Origin of the sequence: Pseudomonas sp., assembly GCF_033723075.1 — a bacterium.
Lineage (GTDB): Bacteria > Pseudomonadota > Gammaproteobacteria > Pseudomonadales > Pseudomonadaceae > Aquipseudomonas.
In genome coordinates this window covers 36,337-55,511 of the sequence record NZ_JAWVXU010000010.1, presented here as the reverse complement: position 1 = coordinate 55,511, position 19,175 = coordinate 36,337, and the positions used below count along the sequence as shown (strand labels likewise).

13 protein-coding genes are annotated in these 19,175 nt (G+C 65.3%); 5 read left to right on the top strand and 8 right to left on the bottom strand.

All coding sequences use genetic code 11. The annotated features are described in order from the left end of the window. The first annotated feature begins 11 nt into the window (after positions 1 to 11). The 4 genes from R3355_RS13345 (at position 12) to R3355_RS13330 (ending at position 4,310) form a co-directional block, all read left to right on the top strand. The gene (locus tag R3355_RS13345) at positions 12 to 1,022 is read left to right on the top strand and encodes an ABC transporter permease subunit (protein ID WP_318961618.1); all 1,011 of its coding nucleotides are present in this window, start codon (positions 12 to 14) and stop codon (positions 1,020 to 1,022) included. A 216-nt stretch (positions 1,023 to 1,238) separates the two neighbouring features. After that, positions 1,239 to 2,144 (top strand): ABC transporter permease subunit, encoded by a 906-nt coding sequence (locus R3355_RS13340; RefSeq protein ID WP_318961617.1) that lies wholly within the window; start codon positions 1,239 to 1,241, stop codon positions 2,142 to 2,144. A gap of 208 nt (positions 2,145 to 2,352) precedes the next feature. Further along, positions 2,353 to 3,321, top strand: coding sequence for an ABC transporter ATP-binding protein (locus tag R3355_RS13335; RefSeq protein ID WP_318961616.1), 969 nt, complete (start codon positions 2,353 to 2,355; stop codon positions 3,319 to 3,321). Beyond that, positions 3,321 to 4,310, top strand: coding sequence for a peptide ABC transporter ATP-binding protein (locus R3355_RS13330; protein ID WP_318961615.1), 990 nt, complete (start codon positions 3,321 to 3,323; stop codon positions 4,308 to 4,310). The genes R3355_RS13335 and R3355_RS13330 overlap by 1 nt, the downstream gene beginning before the upstream one ends. Positions 4,311 to 4,747: 437 nt before the next feature. Here R3355_RS13330 and R3355_RS13325 read toward each other — a convergent pair whose 3' ends face one another. From R3355_RS13325 to R3355_RS13290, 8 genes are all read right to left on the bottom strand, one after another. After that, positions 4,748 to 5,668: a biotin-dependent carboxyltransferase family protein gene (locus R3355_RS13325; protein ID WP_318961614.1), complete on the bottom strand. Its 921-nt coding sequence runs from the start codon at positions 5,666 to 5,668 to the stop codon at positions 4,748 to 4,750. Then, positions 5,665 to 6,342: a 5-oxoprolinase subunit PxpB gene (gene pxpB, locus R3355_RS13320; protein WP_318961613.1), complete on the bottom strand. Its 678-nt coding sequence runs from the start codon at positions 6,340 to 6,342 to the stop codon at positions 5,665 to 5,667. Before pxpB ends, R3355_RS13325 begins: the two co-directional genes overlap by 4 nt. Then, positions 6,339 to 7,085 (bottom strand): 5-oxoprolinase subunit PxpA, encoded by a 747-nt coding sequence (locus R3355_RS13315; protein WP_318961612.1) that lies wholly within the window; start codon positions 7,083 to 7,085, stop codon positions 6,339 to 6,341. The genes pxpB and R3355_RS13315 overlap by 4 nt, the downstream gene beginning before the upstream one ends. A 202-nt stretch (positions 7,086 to 7,287) precedes the next feature. Continuing rightward, the gene (locus R3355_RS13310) at positions 7,288 to 9,807 is read right to left on the bottom strand and encodes a sulfite reductase flavoprotein subunit alpha (protein WP_318961740.1); all 2,520 of its coding nucleotides are present in this window, start codon (positions 9,805 to 9,807) and stop codon (positions 7,288 to 7,290) included. 225 nt (positions 9,808 to 10,032) lie between these two features. Beyond that, positions 10,033 to 10,716: a Fe2+-dependent dioxygenase gene (locus R3355_RS13305; RefSeq protein WP_318961611.1), complete on the bottom strand. Its 684-nt coding sequence runs from the start codon at positions 10,714 to 10,716 to the stop codon at positions 10,033 to 10,035. A 69-nt stretch (positions 10,717 to 10,785) separates the two neighbouring features. Continuing rightward, on the bottom strand, positions 10,786 to 13,014 hold the full coding sequence (locus R3355_RS13300) for a TonB-dependent siderophore receptor (RefSeq protein WP_318961610.1): 2,229 nt from the start codon (positions 13,012 to 13,014) through the stop codon (positions 10,786 to 10,788). A gap of 237 nt (positions 13,015 to 13,251) precedes the next feature. After that, positions 13,252 to 15,375 carry a TonB-dependent receptor gene (locus tag R3355_RS13295; RefSeq protein WP_318961609.1) on the bottom strand — a complete coding sequence of 708 codons (2,124 nt, stop codon included), beginning with the start codon at positions 15,373 to 15,375 and terminating at the stop codon, positions 13,252 to 13,254. A gap of 471 nt (positions 15,376 to 15,846) precedes the next feature. Then, positions 15,847 to 17,010, bottom strand: coding sequence for a type III PLP-dependent enzyme (locus R3355_RS13290; RefSeq protein ID WP_238039997.1), 1,164 nt, complete (start codon positions 17,008 to 17,010; stop codon positions 15,847 to 15,849). Between the two features lie 436 nt (positions 17,011 to 17,446). Here R3355_RS13290 and R3355_RS13285 point away from each other — a divergent pair, with 436 nt between their 5' ends. Next, on the top strand, positions 17,447 to 19,030 hold the full coding sequence (locus R3355_RS13285; protein WP_318961608.1) for a peptide chain release factor 3: 1,584 nt from the start codon (positions 17,447 to 17,449) through the stop codon (positions 19,028 to 19,030). The last annotated feature ends 145 nt before the right edge of the window (positions 19,031 to 19,175 follow it).

Here is a 19,175-nt window from a genome sequence, read left to right as displayed (position 1 = left end):
GCCGATAAGCCATGTTGTCTTTTATCGCCAGACGTCTGGGACTGCTGATCCCGACCTTTTTCGGGGTCACCCTGCTGACCTTCGCCCTGATCCGCATGATCCCCGGCGACCCGGTGGAGGTGATGATGGGCGAACGCCGGGTTGACCCGGTCATGCACGCCGAGGCCATGGAGCGCCTGGGCCTGAACAAGCCGCTGTACGCCCAGTACCTCGACTACATCGGCCAACTGGCCCAGGGCGACCTCGGCGAGTCGCTGCGCACCCGCACCAGCGTCTGGGACGAGTTCCTCACCCTGTTCCCGGCCACCGTCGAGCTGGCCCTCGCCGCCCTGCTGTTCGCCGGCAGCCTCGGCCTGATCGCCGGGGTGGTGGCCGCGCTCAAGCGCGGCTCGCTGTTCGACCACGGGGTGATGGGCATTTCCCTGGCCGGCTATTCCATGCCGATCTTCTGGTGGGGCCTGCTGCTGATCATGTTCTTCTCGGTGTGGCTGGGCTGGACGCCGGTGTCCGGGCGCATCGACCTGCTCTACGACATCCCGCCGGTGACCGGCTTCATGCTGATCGACAGCCTGCTCAGCGGGGAGGAAGGCGCCTTCCTCGATGCCCTGCACCACCTGATCCTGCCGGCCATTGTGCTCGGCACCATCCCGCTGGCGGTGATCGCGCGCATGACCCGCTCGGCGATGCTCGAAGTGCTGCGCGAGGACTATGTGCGCACCGCCCGCGCCAAGGGCCTGTCGCCAGCGCGGGTGGTGTTCGTGCACGGCCTGCGCAACGCGCTGATCCCGGTGCTCACGGTGTTCGGCCTGCAGGTCGGCGCCCTGCTCGCCGGCGCGGTGCTGACCGAAACCATCTTCTCCTGGCCGGGCATCGGCAAATGGCTGATCGAGTCGATCGGCGCCCGCGACTATCCGGTGGTGCAGAACGGCATCCTGCTGATCGCCTGCCTGGTGATCCTGGTCAACTTCGTCGTGGACATCCTCTACGGCCTGGCCAATCCACGCATCCGCCACCAGCGCTGAGGAAATCTCCATGCATAGCCCCGCACAACACCCCGTAGGGTGGATGACGCCTCACCCATCCACCATCGCATCACACCATCGGTGGATGAAAAGAACGTCATCCACCGGGTGGCCGTCCACCACCACGCGGCACTCATGGTGGATGAAAAAGGCGTCATCCACCCTACGGGGCGCAAGCCACGAGATATGTGCACGACCTAACCGGGAGGCGCGCCCATGACCGCGACCACCACTCCGCTCGACCAGGCGCTGCTCTACCCCTCGCCACTGAAGGAATTCTGGCAGGCCTTCGCCCACAACAAGGGCGCGGTCGCCGGCATGCTGTTCATGGTCTTGCTGGTGTTCTGCGCGCTGTTCGCCCCCTGGGTGGCACCGTTCGATCCCAGCGAACAATTCCGCGAGTTCATGCTGACCCCGCCGGCCTGGCTGGAGGGCGGCCAATGGCAGTTCCTCCTCGGCACCGACGAGCTCGGCCGCGACCTGCTCTCGCGACTGATTCACGGCGCGCGCCTGTCGCTGCTGATCGGTCTGGCCTCGGTCGTGCTGGCCCTGCTCCCCGGCATTCTGCTGGGGCTTATCGCCGGGTTCTTTCCACGCCTGCTCGGCCCTTCGATCATGCGCCTGATGGACATCATGCTGGCGCTGCCGTCCCTGCTCCTGGCGGTGGCCATCGTCGCCATCCTCGGCCCTGGCCTGATCAACACCATCTTCGCCATCGCCATCGTCTCGCTGCCGTCCTACGTGCGCCTGACCCGCGCCGCGGTGATGGGCGAACTGAACCGCGACTACGTCACCGCCGCGCGCCTGGCCGGCGCCAGCCTGCCACGCCTGATGCTGGTCACGGTGCTGCCCAACTGCATGGCGCCGCTGATCGTGCAGGCCACCCTGAGTTTTTCCTCGGCGATCCTCGACGCCGCCGCCCTGGGCTTCCTCGGCCTCGGCGTGCAACCGCCGACCCCGGAGTGGGGCACCATGCTGGCCTCGGCGCGCGACTACATCGAGCGCGCCTGGTGGGTGGTCACCCTGCCCGGCCTGACCATCCTGCTCAGCGTGCTGGCAATCAACCTGATGGGCGACGGGCTGCGCGATGCGCTCGACCCAAAACTGAAGAATGCCGTGTGAGGAGGCCCGCGATGATTATTCGAGTAACCCCGGTGCGCACGGCGCACCCTACCTCGGCCATAGCATCCCCGATAACCCGTAGCTGGGTAGGGTGGATGACGCCTTTTTCATCCACCACCGCGATTGGTGGATGGGTAAAGCGTCATCCCCCCTACGAGGTCGTAGGCCCTGCAGATAAACCGAGAATCTGTAGTGCGGAGGGCCGCCCATGAACCTGCTCGACATCAAGAACCTCAGCGTGCGCTTCGGCGACGCCAGCGCCGTGCCGGTGGTCGACGGCCTCGACCTCCGCGTCGACAAGGGCGAGGTGTTGGCCATTGTCGGCGAGTCCGGTTCGGGCAAATCGGTGACCATGCTGGCGCTGATGGGCCTGATCGACCCACCCGGCGTGGTCAGCGCCGACAGCCTGCAGTTCGACGGCACCGACATGCTGCGCCTCAAGGGCCGCCAGCGCCGACGCATCGTCGGCAAGGACCTGGCGATGATCTTCCAGGACCCGATGACCGCCCTCAACCCCAGCTACACCGTGGGTTTCCAGATCGAGGAAGTCCTCCGCCAGCACCTCCAGCTGTCGACCAAGGACGCCCGCCGCCGCGCCCTGCAACTGCTCGAACGGGTCGAGATCCCCGCCGCCGAGAGTCGCCTCGACGCCTACCCGCACCAACTCTCCGGCGGCATGAGCCAGCGCGTGGCGATCGCCATGGCGATCGCCGCCGAACCCAAGCTGCTGATCGCCGACGAACCGACCACCGCGCTGGATGTGACCATCCAGGCGCAGATCATGGAGCTGCTGCTCGACCTGCAACGCGAGCAGGACATGGGCCTGGTGCTGATCACCCACGACCTCGCCGTGGTCGCCGAGACCGCCCAGCGGGTCTGCGTGATGTACGCCGGCCAGGCGGTGGAAGTCGGCGTGGTGCCCGGCCTGTTCGATGCCCCGGCGCACCCTTACACCGAGGCCCTGCTCAAGGCGATTCCCGAACACAGCCTGGGCGCCCGGCGCCTGGCCACCCTGCCCGGCATCGTCCCCGGACGTTTCGACCGCCCGCAGGGTTGCCTGCTCGCGCCGCGCTGTCCCTACGCGCAAAGCAACTGCCAGACCCAGCGGCCGACGCTGGACCCGCAGGCCCGCGGCGCGGTGCGCTGCTTCTATCCATTGAATCAGGAGGTCGCATGATGGCTGACAGCACGAGCGACAGCAGCGTGCTCAGCGCCCGCGAGCTGACCCGCCACTACGCCGTGTCCCGCGGCCTGTTCCAGCCCGCCGCCCAGGTGCAGGCCCTCAACGGCGTGTCCTTCGAACTGCAGGCCGGCAAGACCCTGGCCGTGGTCGGCGAATCCGGATGCGGCAAGTCGACCCTGGCGCGCGCCCTGACCCTGATCGAAGAGCCCTCCTCCGGCTCGCTGCAGATCGCCGGCCAGGAAGTCACAGGGGCCAACAAGGCGCAGCGCAAGCAACTGCGCCGCGACGTGCAGATGGTCTTCCAGAACCCCTACGCCTCGCTCAACCCGCGGCAGAAGATCGGCGACCAACTGGCCGAACCGCTGCTGATCAACACGCCGCTTTCCAGTGTCGAGCGGCGCGAGCGGGTGCAGGCGATGATGCAACAGGTCGGCCTGCGTCCCGAGCACTACCAGCGCTACCCGCACATGTTCTCCGGCGGTCAGCGCCAGCGCGTGGCCCTGGCCCGGGCGATGATGCTCAACCCCAAGGTGCTGGTGGCAGACGAACCGACCTCGGCCCTCGACGTGTCGATCCAGGCCCAGGTGCTCAACCTGTTCATGGACCTGCAGGAGCAGTTCAACACCGCCTACGTGTTCATCTCGCACAACCTCTCGGTGGTGCGCCATGTCGCCGACGATGTGCTGGTGATGTACCTCGGCCGCCCGGTCGAGATGGGCGCCAAACAGCTGATCTACAGCCGCCCGCTACACCCCTATACCCAGGCGCTGTTGTCGGCGACGCCGACCATCCACCCGGACCCGAGCAAGCCGAAAATCAGGATCGTCGGCGAACTGCCAAACCCGCTGGCGCCGCCCAGCGGCTGCGCCTTCCACCAGCGCTGCCCCTATGCGACCGAGCGCTGCGGCGTGGAACAACCGCACCTGCGCCTGCTCGATGCGCGCCAGGTGGCTTGCCACCATGCGGAACGGATCAACGGCTGAAAGGAGCCTGTCCGAGAAGATGAAATCTCGTAGGTTGGGCCGGCCCGGGCCGGGCCGCGCAGGCCGAGCTCGGCGAAGCCCAACACAGGTCGCTTGTCCGCTGCACATTGTGGATTGGGGCCGCAAGCGGCTCCTTGTTGGGTATCGCTGCGCTCAACGCCAACCTACGCAATCCAACATCTTGCCGTTAGTCGAGATACAAGGTTGGGTCAGCTGCGGCTGCACTCCCGAGCAAGTCACAGATTCGGGGCGCCGCGTAACCCAACAGGGCGTCAGCAGGTACGCCGCAATGATGGGTTACGCCGCGCCGAAAATGCGGTCTTGCCGGGCATCGCCTGGGCGGCTAAGCCATCCTGCGGTTACTGGCACCACCCCTGCAGGAGCGGGGGCGACGCCCAGTCCCATGCCCGCGAAAAACGCTCGCGGCGGAACCAGGATCAGCGCCCGAAGAACCGATAAAACTCGCGCAGTTCGCCCTGGGCCTCACCTATATCCACCGGACTGAAGCGCAGCTCGTGGTGCGCCGGGCACTGGGCCAGGCGAGCCTGGTCGAGCGGGTGCAACCAGCCGAGGATGGGGTAGCCGCCCATGGTCTGGTGGTCGGCCTGGAGGATGATCGGCTGGCCGTCGGGCGGCACCTGGATCGCCCCGCGGCAGACGCCTTGCGACCACTGCCGCGACGGTGCAGCCAACGGCTCGCCGAGCAGGCGTGCGCCCATGCGGTCGGACTGCGGGCTGAGCTGCCAGCTGCGCTCGAAGAACGCCTGCACCTGATCGGCCGCGAAGCCCGCCTTATCGCCGCCGCCGATCACCCGCAAGCGGGCCGGGGCCCGGTAGTCCGGCTGATAGGGCCAGGGCACGCTCAGCGCCCGGGAGAAATCCGCCGCCAGGCAGGGCAGCAGATCGCCCGTACGCAACGGCTCGCCCGTGCCCTGCAAGCCGCCCAAGCCTTCACGCTGCTGGGTGCTGACGCTGCCGAGCTGCGACGGCGCATGAAAGCCGCCGGCCACAGCCAGGTAGGCGCGCTGGCCGCTGCGGGCAAAGCCCAGCTTGAGACGCTGGCCGGCGCGCAGGGGAAAACGCGACCAGGGTGGCAGCGGCGTGCCGTCGAGCGTCGCCGCTACCTCAGCTCCGGTCAGCGCCAGCCAGGTATCCAGCTCGCTCTCCAGCTCGAGATAACCCAGGGCGATCTCCAGCAGCGGCGTGCCCCAGGGGTTGTCCAGCAGACGATTGGCCCAGGCGGCGGCGTGCAGGTCCAGCGGCCCGGCCGGCGACACGCCGAAGTGCTGCCAGCCATGCCGACCGCCATCCTGCAGCAGGCTCTGCGGGCCCGGCCTGATTACCCGCAGCCCGCTCATAACGGCCCGCCCTCGGCGCGGAAGGTCTGCTCGTCGACTGCCACGAAACGCACCCGGTCGCCCACTACCAACGGACATGGCGACTCACGCTGGACATCGAACAGGCGCCAGGAACACAGGCCGAGCAGGTGCCAGCCACCGGGCGAGGCCTGCGGATAGACCGCGGTCAGCCGCTCGGCGATGGCCAGGCTGCCGGCCGGCACCCGCGTGCGCGGCGTACTGCGGCGCGGCAGGGCCAGGCGCTCATGCAACTCGCCCAGGTAGGCGAAGCCCGGGGCGAAACCGATGGCGCCGACCCGGTACTCGGTAGAACTGTGCAGCTCGATCACCTGCTCGACGCTCAGCCGGCACAGGCGCGCCACCTCGGCCAGGTCGGCGCCGGCATACCAGATCGGAATCTGATGCAGGCGTCCGGCCTCGGCCGGCAAGGGCTCGGCGAGCCATCGCGGCAGCAATGGGCGCAGACGCTCGGCCAGTTGCCGGTGATCGGTGCGGGTCAGGTCGTAGTGCAGCAGCAGGCTGGTCCAGCTCGGCACCAGATCACGCAGCAGCGGCCCCAGTTCGGCACGGATGCGCTCGGCCAGCAAGGCGATACGTAACGGCAACTGCGCGTCGGACTGCTCGGCCAGCACCAGCATGAGCGCTTCGGCGCCGGCCGGCTCGAAGCGCATCATGCGGCGTCCAGCAGCGCCCGCAAGCGTCGCAACACGGCCAGCGACTCGGGGTTATCGCCATGCACGCAGAGGCTGTCGGCACAGAGTTGCAGCGGCTTGCCGTCGATATCGGCGAAGGCTTCACCCTGGGCGATGGCCAGGGCCTGGTCGAGGATCCGCTGCGGATCGCGGTGCACCGCATCGGCCAGGCGCCGTGGAGCCAGTTGGCCGTCAGCCAGGTAGGCACGGTCGGCGAAGGCCTCGAAGATCAGCGGCACGTCGGCCGCATCGGCAAACTCCAGCTCGCGGCGGTTGTCCAGCAGGGCCAGGACCATCAGTGGCAAGCCCTTGCGGTAACCGGCGCAGGCATCCAGCACTGCCGCGAGCAGGGCATCGTCGCGCACCAGGTCGTTGTACAAGGCGCCGTGCGGCTTGACGTAGGCCACCTGGGTGCCGGCGGCACGGCAGAAGGCATCCAGCGCGCCGAGCTGATAGAGCACCAGGGCGGTGACCTCCTCCGGCGAGCAGGCCAGATGGCGGCGGCCGAAACCGACCAGATCGGGATAGGCGGGATGCGCGCCGATGCTCACCCCATACTGCACCGCCAGGGCGACGGTGCGTTGCATGGTCAGCGGATCGGCGGCGTGAAAGCCACAGGCCAGGTTGGCCTGATCGACCAGGGGCATGGCCAGGGCGTCGTCACCCATGTTCCAGGCCCCGAAACTCTCGCCCATGTCGCAATTCAGCAGGATTCGTCTGTTCATGGGCACAAGCTTAGAGCCACAGCCAGAGCGGCACCAGTAGTCTGGATGCAATCCGGGCCACCTAACTTGACCCGACCTGCATCGGCGGCGCAAAACCGCTTGCACTTGAGGCTCAGCATCCATGTAGGGTGGATGACGCCTTTTTCATCCACCTTTGTCGCTGGTGGATGGGTAAAGCGTCATCCACCCTACGTTGCTGGGCTCAATAGACATCACGGCGATAGCGCCCTTGCTCGATCAGTTGCTCCACGGCCGCCGCGCCCAGCACGTCATGCAGCACTCGGTCGACGCCGCCGGCCATGCCCTCGAGGCTGCCGCAAACGTAAATCGCCGCGCCCTCGGCCAGCCAGGCGCGCAGCAGCTCGGCGGATTCGCCCAGGCGATCCTGCACATAGGCCTTCTGCGCCTGGTCGCGGGAGAAGGCCAGATCCAGGCGCGCCAGTTCGCCGCTGGCCAGCCAGCCCTGCAATTCGCCCTGGCAATAGAAGTCATGGGCCGCGTTGCGCTCGCCGAACAGCAGCCAGTTGCGGGTATGCCCGGCGGCGATACGCGCCTTGAGCAGGCTGCGCAACCCGGCCAGGCCGCTGCCATTGCCGATCAGGATCAGCGGGCGCTCGTCCTCCGGCGCATGGAAGGCGCTGTTGCGCCGCACCCGCGCCAGCAAGTGGCCGTGCAGCGGCGCGTGCTCGGTCAGCCAGCCGGAGCCGAGGCCGAGGCTGCCGTCGGCATGCCGCTGCTGGCGCACGATCAGTTCCAGCATGCCGTCGCTGGGCAGGGAGGCGATCGAGTATTCGCGCGCCGCCAGTGGCACCAGCGCATCCAGCACGGCCTGGGCGTGCAGTCCGAGCAGGTGGGCGAAGCGATCCGGCAGTTGCCGGGTCGCCAGCGCCTGGCGCAACGATTGCGGCATGCCGTCGAGCTGCACCGGCTGGTTGCCGTCGACGCCATGTGCGTGCAACCAGCTAACGACCGTGGCCTCGGCCTGGCGCGGCAGCACTTCGAGGATGTCGCCGGCGCACCAGTCGGCTGGCTGGCTGGCGTTGAGCACCAGCAGGAAGGTCGGTGCGCCCTGGCTACCCGGATTGAGCAGCTCGCGCCGGTTCAGCGCCCACAGGCCATAAGGCTGCGCAGGGCTGCCGAGCGGCTGCGCACCGGTCAGTTCGCCAAGCTGGCGCTGCCAACTGGCCAATGCCAGCGCATCGCCGGCATCCACCTGCACCGGCGCGAACAGGCTGCGCGCACCCTGGCGGGCCAGCCAGTCCTGCACGCGCAGGGCGAAACCGCAGAACTGCGCGTACTGCCGATCGCCGAGGGCGAGCATGGCGTAGCGCAGGTTCGGCAGAGCCAGCGCCTGGCCGAGCAGCTGGCGCTCGAAGCCGCGGGCACTGTCCGGCGCCTCGCCATCACCGAAGGTGCTGAGCACGAACAGGGCATGCTGCGCCTCGCTCAGAATCTGCCGATCGAGGCGCGCCAGCGGCTCGACCCGCACGCCATGGCCCGCCGCCTGCAGTTGCCCGGCAGTCTGCCAGGCCAGCTGTTCGGCAAACCCACTCTGGCTGGCGAAGCCGATCAGCCAGTCGCGCGCACCCGCCCCCACCGGCAACAGCGCCTTGCGGGCAGCCAGGGCTGCGCGCTTGTTGCGCCGACGATCCAGGTACAACAACCAACCGGTAATGGCGAACAGCGGCATGCTCAGGCTGGCCAGGAACATCAGGATGCGCCCGGTCAGGCCGAAGTAGCTGCCGACATGCAGGGCATAGACGCTGGCCAGCAGTTGATCGCCGAACGCCTGTTGGCGATAGCGCCGGTTGCGGCTAGGCGCGCCGCTTTGCGGGTCAAGCGCCACCTGGTTGAGCGCGCGCTCATGGGGCGCGTCGGCGAGCAGGTAGAACACCGTGGCCGGCTGACCGGCTGCAGCCGGCAGACGCAGACTATAGGCGCTAAGCTGCGGCCCGGCGGCCTGCTGCAAGCCGGCCCAGAGTGCCGGGTAATTTACCGAGGGCACGGCTCCGGCAGTTGGCCGACCGCCGCGCTTGCGCTGCTGCCCAACCGGCTCGCTGCTGAGCAGGCCGGTCAGCCCTTCGCGGTACCAGTCGTAGGACCAATACAGCCCGGTCAGCGCCGCACACAGGTAGAACGCCAGGCACCAGGTACCCGCCACCGCATGCAGATCCCAGTTGAACGCGCGGCCGCGCTTGGCCCAGTCCAGAGTCAGCCAGGCGCGCCAGCTTAAGGCCTGGCGTGGCCAACGCAGATACAGGCCCGAGAAGCAGAAAAAGATCAGCGCCAGGGTGCTGGCAGCGGTGATCTGCTTGCCGTACTCGCCCATGGCGAGGAAGCGGTGCAGCTCCAGCATCAGATCGAAAAAGCCTTGCCCGCGCGGTTCGCCGAGCAGCTCGCCGCTATAGGGGTCGAAATAGCGCGATTGTCCGCGCCGTTCGCCCGGCGGCGGGGCGAACATCACCCGTCCAGCCTGATCTGCTTCGGCATCCACATTCAAGCGCACCACCTGCTGCTGGCTGGCCGCCTCGATCTGCGGCAGTAGCACATCCGCGGCCAACACGCCGCCGTCACGCACCTCGACCCCCAGCACCTCGGGGTTGAGCGCGCGCAGCAGTTCGTCCTGGAACGAATAGGCCGCGCCGGTCAGGCCCATCAGGGCCAGGACCAGTCCGGCACTGATGCCGAACAACCAATGCAGCTGGAACAGGATTTTCTTCAACACAGGGATACACCTGACACGGGCAACGGCCGCGGTGGCTGTCACTGCGGCGCAATTCTATTTGAGAACAAATTTCATTCGAGCCAGAGACGCCGGCTTTTACCTTTTATTTACACCGTCGGTGTATTCACCGATCACAGGCATGGCCCGCTCCTACAACGGCAATTCGCTAGCAGGCCGTTTTTAACGCAGGCTCGGCAACGCAGGTGGTTTTTCAACGGCCTGCTAGACATCGGCCCAGCGCCGCAACAGGTTGTGATACACCCCGGTCAGCTGCACGCTGCTGGCGTGGCCGGCGCCCAGCTCACGGTTGAGCTGCTGGATGCTGCTGTCCAGATCGAACAGCAGCGTGCGCTGGCCGTCGTCGCGGACCATGCTCTGCAGCCAAAAGAACGAGCAGACCCGCGCCCCGCGGGTAACCGGATTGACCCGGTGCAGGCTGGTCGACGGATAGAGGATCAGATCGCCGGCCGGTAGCTTGACGCTGTGCGCGCCATAGGTGTCCTCGACCATCAGTTCGCCGCCGTCGTATTCGTCGGGGTTGGTGAAAAACAGCGTGGCCGACAGGTCGGTGCGGATCTTCTCGCCAGTCGCGCGCACCTCGCGCACCGCGTTGTCCACGTGCAGGCCGAACGACTGGCCGCCCTGGTAGCAGTTGAACAGCGGCGGAAACACCTTGTTCGGCAGCGCCGCGGAGATGAACAGCGGGTTGCGTGCGAGTGCGGCGAGAATCAGTTCGCCCATGGCCTGGGCCGCTGGCGAATCCTGGGGTAGCTGCAGGTTGTCCTTGGCCATGGCCGACTGGAAACCGGCGGTCGCCTTGCCGTCGACCCACTGCGCTTGCTGGAGTAACTGGCGGCACTCGGCGACCTGCTCGGGATCGAGGACCTGGGGAATATGTAGCATCATCTTGGCAAATCTCCGGATACGCCAAGGCCCCGCACGACAGCGGGGCCCTGGTCGTTGCGCGTGTTGACCTTAGAAAGCGAAGTTGGCCGCCAGGATCGCCGTGCGCCCCTCGCCCGGCACCAGCGCGGAGGAACGCGCCGCCGTGCCGGTGTTGGAACGAACGCGGTCGTAGTATTCCTCGTTGAACAGGTTGCGTACGTTCAACTGCAGATCCACGTCCTCGTTGACCTGATAGCCGAGCATGGCGCTGTGCACCCAGTAGTCCGGCACCTTGGTGGTGCTGGCAATGGTCACGTTGCGCTGGCTGACGTACTGCGCGCCGTAGCCGACCTGGAAGCCAGCCGGCAGGTCGTAGCTGGTCCACAGGCTGAACGAGCGCGGCGGCGTGTTGGCCAGGGCCTGGCCTTCCTCGGCCGGGGTGTCGGACGTGATGATCTCGCTGTCGAGGTAGGTGTAGTTGGCGAACACCTGCCACTGCTCGGTGAGCTTGCCGGAGGCACCCAGCTCGATACCGTCGACCCGCTGCTTGCCGTCGAGCACGATCGGATCGCCCAGCGGGTCGTTGTTGTCGATCCGCCCGTTGGTCTTGGTCACGCGGAATACCGCGGCGTTCAGCGACAGGCGTTCGTCGAGCAGGTCCCACTTGGTGCCCAGCTCCCAGGTCTCGTTCTCTTCCGGATCGAGGTCCTGGGTGCCGGCGGACAGACCCGAGCCCGTAGACACGAGGTTCTCCGCCGAGGGGTTGAAGGAGTTGCCCCAGGCCAGGTAGATGCTGCCGTTGCGCGCTGGCTTGTAAACCAGACCGAGGCGACCGCTGAGCATGTCGTCGCTGGAGTCGAACCGGGTGGTCACCCCGGTGGCCGTGGCCAGGGTCTTGCCGGTGCCCTCGAAGCGCTCGTAGCGCAGGCCGGCGTTGACCTGCCACTGCTCGCTCAGCTCGACAGTGTCGAAGACGTAAAGGGCCTGGGTATCCAGTTCGCTGTCGACCTCCTGGGTGACCGTCTTGAGGGTCGGCCCGCCCCAGTAGCCTGGCGGGTTGTACAGGTCGAACAGCGGCCAGGCGTTGCCAATGGGCAAACCATTGTTGAAGGTGTCGCGGTTGTACTCCTCGTGGGAGAACTCCGCACCGGTGACCAGGCTGTGGGCCAGGGCGCCGGTGTTGAAGCGCCAGCTCAGGTTGGTCTGGTTGATCAGGATCTCTGTGCTGTAGTCGCGGCCATGGCCCTGGGGGCCGGCCGGGCGGTAGCTGCCGGCCGGCAAGCCGTCGGTGTTGACGTGGGCCGCGGAAACGATGGTCAGGCGCTCGGTCTTGGCGTAGCGGGCGCTATTGCTCAGGCTGAGTTGGTCATTGAATTCATGGTCGAGCTTGACGGTGAAGCTCTCGGCATCGGTTTCCTCGGTGTCGATATCCTTGAAGCCGTAGTAATTGTCGCGGTCGACGCCGGCCAGCACCTTGCCGTTGTGGGCCGGCAGGCCGTAATCCGGCAGGTCCTTGTCGGACTGGCGGAAGTAGCTGAGGTTGAGCTGGGTCGGTGAGCCCATGCCCAGGGTCAGCGAGGGCGCGATGCCCCAGCGCTCCTGATCGATCTGGTCGCGCTCGGCGACATCGTTCTGATGGCCCATCAGGTTCAGGCGGAACACTGCGCCGGCTCCTTCCAAAGCATCCAGAGGCTGGTTGATATCGGCGGTCAGGCGTTTGTAGTTGTCGGTACCGATACCGACACTGGCGCGCTTGAAGGCCTGGGCCTGCGGCGCCTTGCTGACGATATTGATCGAGCCGCCGGTGGTGCCCGCCCCGGAGTAAACCGAGCTCGGCCCCTTCACCACCTCCACCGCCTCCAGGTTGAAGGCATCGGAACGGCTGCTCTGCGCGGTGTCGCGCAGACCGTCGATCAGGATATTGGAGTTGGCGCTGAAGCCGCGGATGTTGATGCTGTCGCCCAGGCCACCACCGCCCTCGCCGGCCGCGAAGGTGATGCCGGAGACGTTGGACAGCACCTGGCGCAGGCTCAGGGCGTTCTGCTCCTTGATCACTTCGGCCGGCACCACGGTGATGGTCTGCGGGGTGTCGAGCAGCGGCGCGGTGTACTTCGGCGAGGAGGCGCTATCGACCTTGTAGCCCTCATCCTGCTGGCCCTTGACCGTCACGCTGCCGAGTTCCACGGCGTCGCCCTGGGGCTGGCCACTTTCCGCGGCCAGGCCGCTGCCGGCCCAGGAAGCTACGGCAAAACCGATGGCCGACGCCAGCAGGCGGCGTTGCGGCAGGCAGATGGTTTTTTTACTATCGCACTTGCTCATGAGAATCATCCCCAGTTAGATGGGCGGAATTCTATTCGATAACTGATCTTAATCAAGAATAAATTGCATTCTCGATTGAGCTTTTTTACAGGCTTCCCCTGTTGCCCCGGGAAAGCAAAAACCCGCCAGAAGGCGGGTCTTGGTCATTGCTGCAACCCCAGGAGTAGAAGGCCTTCCGCGGCAGGAAGCCATTGAGTTCCAGCCGCCAGCCACCTGCGCCAAGCGTCGGCCCCTGAACTAGAAGCTGACCTGATAACCCAGGCTGACGGTGCGCCCGCGGCCCTTGAACAGCTGGTCGTCACGCTTGCTGGCGGCCTGGGCGTAGTAGGTCAGGTAGTCCTTGTTCAGCAGGTTCTCGACGCCCAGGCTGACCTCGCCCACCGGCAGGCGGTAGCCGAGCGAGGCGTCGACCAGGCTGTAGCCGTCGAAGTCCAGGTCCGGGTCCGGGTCGTCGAAGCTGCGACTGGCGTAATGGTTGGCCTGCAGGCGGCTGTTGAGCTTGTCGCTCCAGTTGGCCTGCCAGCTCAGACCGTAGCGGTCCGGGGAGATGTTGGCGCCGTCCAGGTCGGTGTCGACCTTGCCGTCGCCATCGGTATCCGAGCGGCCGTTGACCTGGGCATAGGTCGCCTGCAGACGATGGACAGAGTTGATCTGCCAACCGGCCGTGGCCTCGATGCCGTCGATCTCGGTGCGCTCGCGGCGTACCTGATAGAAGCCGCCGACGTTCTGCAGGCGCGAGCCCAGCTCGGCGTCCGACTCGAAATAGCTGACTTCGGCATCGAAGGGGCCATGGTTGAAGCGCAGGCCGATCTCGCGGTTGTCGGTGACGATCGGCTGCAGGTCGAGGAAGCTGTCGACGCTCTGGCCCGGCTGGCCGATGCCGCGCAGCACCCGGCCGACGTCCGGCATGCCGAAGCCTTCGGAATAGTTGGCGAACACCTGCGCCCAGTCGCTGGCCTGGAACACCAGGCCGGCGTTGAACAGGGTTTCCTCGAACGTGGGGCTGCCGCCCTCAACGCTGACGCCGCCAGCGGGGGTGGTGGTCGAGGCGATGGTGTGGAAGTCGTCGATGTCCAGTCGGGCGAATTCGTGACGCACCCCGGTGTGCAGGGTCAGGCGCTCGCTGGCCTGGATTTCCGCCTGGAGAAAGGGTGCGAAGTTGCGAAAGCGCGTTTCCGGCACCCATTCGCGATCGGTTTCGATCAGCATCTGGCTGGTGGTGTCCTGCAGTATGTCGAAGCCACCGGTGAGCCCCAGCAAGCCGTCGAACATACCCTCACGGCCGAGGCTGAACTTGCCGCCGTACTTGTCCGACTCGTTCTGCGACTGGTCGAACAGGGTGCCGAGCGGGGCAATGGACGCGTCCTGGAAGGAGGCATGGCTACCGCCGCCGAAGCGGGCGCGAAAGCGCTGGCTGTAGAGCTGCGCGGACAGGCGATTGCCGGACAGGTCGTCGTGCTTGTAGCTCAGGCTGGTGGCCAGCACCTCGTTCTGCGGCGCCTCGCCCAGGGGCTGGCCCTTGCGCGAGGTGGCGGGTATTCCGGCGTCGCGGTCGCCCGGCACGTTGACGTATTCGTGCTCGCCTTCGAGCTGGAAGCGATTGACCATCAGCTCGAGGTTCTGCTCGCTGTCGAACCAGTAACCCAGCTTGAGCAGCAGGTCGTTGCTGGTCGAATCCATGATGTCGCCCTGGGTGTCGTCGACGCCGATCAGCTCGCCGTCGGCGTCGTAGAACATGCCACGGGTCTGCCAACTGAGCGCAGCCAGGTAATCCCAGCTGCCCTGGTTACCTTCGACTCGGTAATCCAGCTTGTAACCCAGGCCCTCGGAGTCATAGTCGGTCGGCGCATTCAGGCTGACCCCGGCGTGCTGCTTGAAGGTGCCGCCTGCAGGGCGGCGGGTGACGTAGTTGATGATCCCGCCGGTGGCGCCCAGGCCATGCTCGGCGCTGGCGCCATGGATCACCTCGATGCGCTCGACCATCGCCAGATCGATGGTGTAGCCATCGCGGGAGCCGTCGCGCAGCGGGTTGGACTGCGGCACGCCATCGATCAGTATCAGGGCCGAGCGACCGCGAAAGGTCTCGCCGGCGCTGCTCATCTTCTGCCGGCTCGGCGAGTAGGACGGAATCAGGTTGCTGAGCACCTGGCCATGGTCGGAGGTGATCGCCAGCTGCTGTTCGATCTGCTCGCGGCTGATCACCGTGATCTTCTGCGGCGTCTTGCCCACCTCGCTCCTGGCGCGGGTGGCGCTGATGGTGACGGCATCCAGCTCAACGGCCTCCTGGGCGAAAGCGGGCAAACCCGGCAGGGCCAGGCAGGCCAATGAGACAGAGAGACGGAGGCGGGAGTGACAGAACACGGGACAGACTCCTTTACGGGCGACGCGAGAACAAGGGGCCGGCAAGATACATCATCTGATAATCGTTTGCATTACGCTTATGGCAAAGTGCGCCGCTGTCACCGGCGATACGCAAGCGCTCCTTTGCGTCACTCGCGGCAGGGGTCAGCAAGCTTGGCCTGGCTAGAAATGCTCCAGGCACAGGGACCGCACAAAACTGCCGCGCAAAAAAATGCCGCTCACTTGCGCCAAGTAAGCGGCATCTTCGTCGCAGCGGGAGTTACCGGCAGGAGGGGTCGCCCCGTCTTCGACGCCGTGCGCGTCGTGCAGCAAACTGGAGGCAATTGCGTCTATCGGCTTGTGGGTACCTGTAGGAGCGGCCCATGGCCGCGATGGGTTTCGCGGGCATGGAACTAGGCGTCCCCCCGCTCCTACAGAAAACGTTATAACCCGTAAAATCAACGACCTACGGGTTGTTTGATAAGAGCTGTTTTACAGGTAGTAGGCCTTCAGTGGCGGGAAGCCGTTGAATTCCACCGCGCTGTAGCTGGTGGTGTAGGCGCCGGTGGACAGCCAGTAGAGGCGGTCGCCACTCGCCAGATTAAGCGGCAGGCCGTACTTGTAGTTCTCGTACATGATGTCGGCGCTGTCGCAGGTCGGCCCGGCGATCACCACTTCTTCCATCTCGCCTTTTTTCTCGGTGTAGATAGGAAACTTGATCGCCTCGCCCATGGTTTCGATCAGGCCGCTGAACAAGCCGACGTCGGTGTACACCCAGCGCTCGACTGCGGTACGCGACTTGCGCGCGACCAGCACCACTTCGCTGACCAGAATACCGGCGTTGGCGATCAACGAGCGGCCCGGTTCGAGGATGATTTCCGGCAGGTCATCGCCGAAATCGTCCTTGAGGAAGCGGATGATTTCCTCGGCGTAGGTTTCCAGGCTGTTGGTGCGGGTGATGTAGTTGGCCGGGAAGCCGCCGCCCATGTTGATCATCTTCAGCTCGATGCCGTCTTCTTCCTTGAGACGCTCGAAGATCACCTTGACCTTGGCAATGGCCGCGTCCCATACGGAAATATCGCGCTGCTGCGAGCCGACATGGAAGGACACGCCGTAGGGCACCAGGCCCAGTTGGCGGGCGAGGATCAGCAGGTCCATGGCCATGTCGGTCTGGCAGCCGAATTTGCGCGACAGGGGCCAGTCAGCCGTGGTCGAGCCTTCGGTGAGGATGCGCACATAGATTTTCGAGCCCGGCGCGGCCTTGGCGATGTTGCGCAGGTCGGCTTCCGAGTCGGTGGCGAACATGCGCACACCCTTCTCGAAGAACAGGCGGATGTCCTTGGCTTTCTTGATGGTGTTGCCGTAGCTGATGCGCTCCGGGCCGACACCACAGCTCATGACCCGATCCAGCTCGTAGATCGAGGCGATATCGAAGCTTGAGCCTTTGTCCTTGAGCAGGTTGATGATCTCGACCGCCGGGTTGGCCTTCACCGCGTAGTAGACCTTGGCGAATTCGAAACCAGCGCGCAGGTCGTCGTAGGCCTGATCAATGATTTTGGTATCGATCACCACGAACGGGGTTTCGTGTTGATCGGCGAAGGCCTTCATTTTCTGGAAGGTTTCTCGGGGATAATAATCTTCGACCTGAATCGGCATGCGCGGGACTCCAAATGGCAAAACACACAAAGGTAATTAGGGGGGCCTTGCCAACTAATAGCAAGGCCGCGAACGCCTGATCAGTTTCCCCACTTTGGTTCGCCTACTTCCCAAGGCATGTCGCCGAGTATCGAAATCGATCTCTCGTCGTCAGTACTTGAGCCGGATGGATCGTTGCCAGCATGGACGTTCGGGCGCGAACTTTAGGACCATGGACAGCTTAGATCAATCAAAAATTGTCGTATTCCCACCCGGTATTTTCGGCTTACTCATGGGTCGTAGCGGATTCAAAACAAGGCGTCACGAAATGCTGCACAACGCCCGGCAAATTGCACGATTCCCGCACTGACTACAGGTCTCCGCGCTGAGGGCCGTTTGCCGTTATAATCGACGCCTTTTTTGACAGACAGACTATCAGTCGACGGGTTCCCCCAGCATGAGCAACCAGGCCGCCGAAGTCGCCAAAAGGCGCACATTCGCCATCATCTCCCACCCGGACGCCGGTAAAACCACGATTACCGAGAAACTCCTGCTGATGGGCAAGGCGATTGCCGTCGCCGGCACGGTGAAGTCGCGCAAGTCCGACCGCCACGCGACCAGCGACTGGATGGAGATGGAAAAGCAGCGCGGCATCTCCATCACCACCTCGGTGATGCAGTTCCCCTACCGCGAGCACATGATCAACCTGCTCGACACCCCCGGCCACGAAGACTTCTCGGAAGACACCTACCGCACCCTGACCGCAGTGGATTCGGCGCTGATGGTGCTCGACGGTGGTAAGGGTGTGGAACCGCGCACCATCGCCCTGATGGACGTGTGCCGCCTGCGCGACACCCCGATCGTCAGCTTCGTCAACAAACTCGACCGCGATATTCGCGACCCGATCGAGCTGCTCGACGAAATCGAAGCGGTGCTGAAAATCAAGGCCGCGCCTATCACCTGGCCGATCGGCTGCTACCGCGACTTCAAGGGTGTCTACCACCTGGCCGACGACTACATTATCGTCTACACCGCCGGCCACGGTCATGAACGCACCGATGTGAAGATCATCGAGAAGCTCGACTCCGACGAAGCCCGCGCCCACCTCGGCGACGAGTACCAGCGCTTTGTCGAGCAACTGGAACTGGTCCAGGGCGCCTGCCACGAGTTCGACCAGGACGAGTTCCTCAATGGCCAGCTGACCCCGGTATTCTTCGGCACCGCGCTGGGCAACTTCGGCGTTGACCACGTCCTCGACGCCGTCGTGAACTGGGCGCCCAAGCCGCTGCCGCGGGTCGCCAACGAGCGCACCGTGGAACCCGCCGAAGAGAAATTCAGCGGCTTCGTGTTCAAGATCCAGGCGAACATGGACCCCAAGCACCGCGACCGCATCGCCTTCATGCGCATCTGCTCGGGCAAGTACAGCCAGGGCATGAAGATGCGCCATGTGCGTACCGGCAAGGACGTGCGCATCGGCGATGCCCTGACGTTTTTCTCCAGCGAGCGCGAAATGCTCGTCGAGGCCTACGCCGGCGATATCATCGGCCTGCACAACCACGGCACCATCCAGATCGGCGACACCTTCACCGAGGGCGAGACGCTGGGCTTCACCGGCATCCCGCACTTCGCCCCGGAGCTGTTCCGCCGCGTACGCCTGAAGGACCCGCTGAAATCCAAGCAACTACGCCAGGGCCTGCAGCAGCTGGCCGAGGAAGGCGCGACCCAGGTGTTCTTCCCCGAGCGCAGCAACGACATCATCCTCGGTGCGGTCGGCGTGCTGCAGTTCGACGTGGTCGCCAGCCGCCTGAAGGGTGAATACAAGGTCGAGTGTGGCTACGAGCCAATCACCGTCTGGTCGGCGCGCTGGATCGAGTGCAGCGACAAGAAGAAGCTCGAGGAGTTTTCCAACAAAGCGGTGGAAAACCTCGCCATCGACGGCGGCGGCCACCTCACCTACCTGGCCCCGACCCGGGTCAACCTGGCGCTGATGGAAGAGCGCTGGCCGGACGTGAAATTCCGGGCGACGCGCGAGCATCATTGATTCGTGGTGAGCCCATGACCCTCACCCCAGCCCTCTCCCTAGAAGGGAGAGGGGGCTGATCAGCGGTGACGGAAAGATCACGATTAGCAGGCACACACCGGTCAGCCCCCTCGCCCCTCCGGGGAGAGGGCTGGGGTGAGGGGCA

What these genes read in the sequence shown, in the direction of transcription:
- R3355_RS13345 (WP_318961618.1), top strand. Translation starts at nt 12, where the DNA reads ATGTTGTCTTTTATCGCCAGACGTCTGGGACTGCTGATCCCGACCTTT.
- R3355_RS13340 (WP_318961617.1), top strand. Translation starts at nt 1,239, where the DNA reads ATGACCGCGACCACCACTCCGCTCGACCAGGCGCTGCTCTACCCCTCG.
- R3355_RS13335 (WP_318961616.1), top strand. Translation starts at nt 2,353, where the DNA reads ATGAACCTGCTCGACATCAAGAACCTCAGCGTGCGCTTCGGCGACGCC.
- R3355_RS13330 (WP_318961615.1), top strand. Translation starts at nt 3,321, where the DNA reads ATGGCTGACAGCACGAGCGACAGCAGCGTGCTCAGCGCCCGCGAGCTG.
- R3355_RS13325 (WP_318961614.1), bottom strand. Translation starts at nt 5,668, where the DNA reads ATGAGCGGGCTGCGGGTAATCAGGCCGGGCCCGCAGAGCCTGCTGCAG.
- pxpB (WP_318961613.1), bottom strand. Translation starts at nt 6,342, where the DNA reads ATGATGCGCTTCGAGCCGGCCGGCGCCGAAGCGCTCATGCTGGTGCTG.
- R3355_RS13315 (WP_318961612.1), bottom strand. Translation starts at nt 7,085, where the DNA reads ATGAACAGACGAATCCTGCTGAATTGCGACATGGGCGAGAGTTTCGGG.
- R3355_RS13305 (WP_318961611.1), bottom strand. Translation starts at nt 10,716, where the DNA reads ATGATGCTACATATTCCCCAGGTCCTCGATCCCGAGCAGGTCGCCGAG.
- R3355_RS13300 (WP_318961610.1), bottom strand. Translation starts at nt 13,014, where the DNA reads ATGAGCAAGTGCGATAGTAAAAAAACCATCTGCCTGCCGCAACGCCGC.
- R3355_RS13290 (WP_238039997.1), bottom strand. Translation starts at nt 17,010, where the DNA reads ATGCCGATTCAGGTCGAAGATTATTATCCCCGAGAAACCTTCCAGAAA.
- R3355_RS13285 (WP_318961608.1), top strand. Translation starts at nt 17,447, where the DNA reads ATGAGCAACCAGGCCGCCGAAGTCGCCAAAAGGCGCACATTCGCCATC.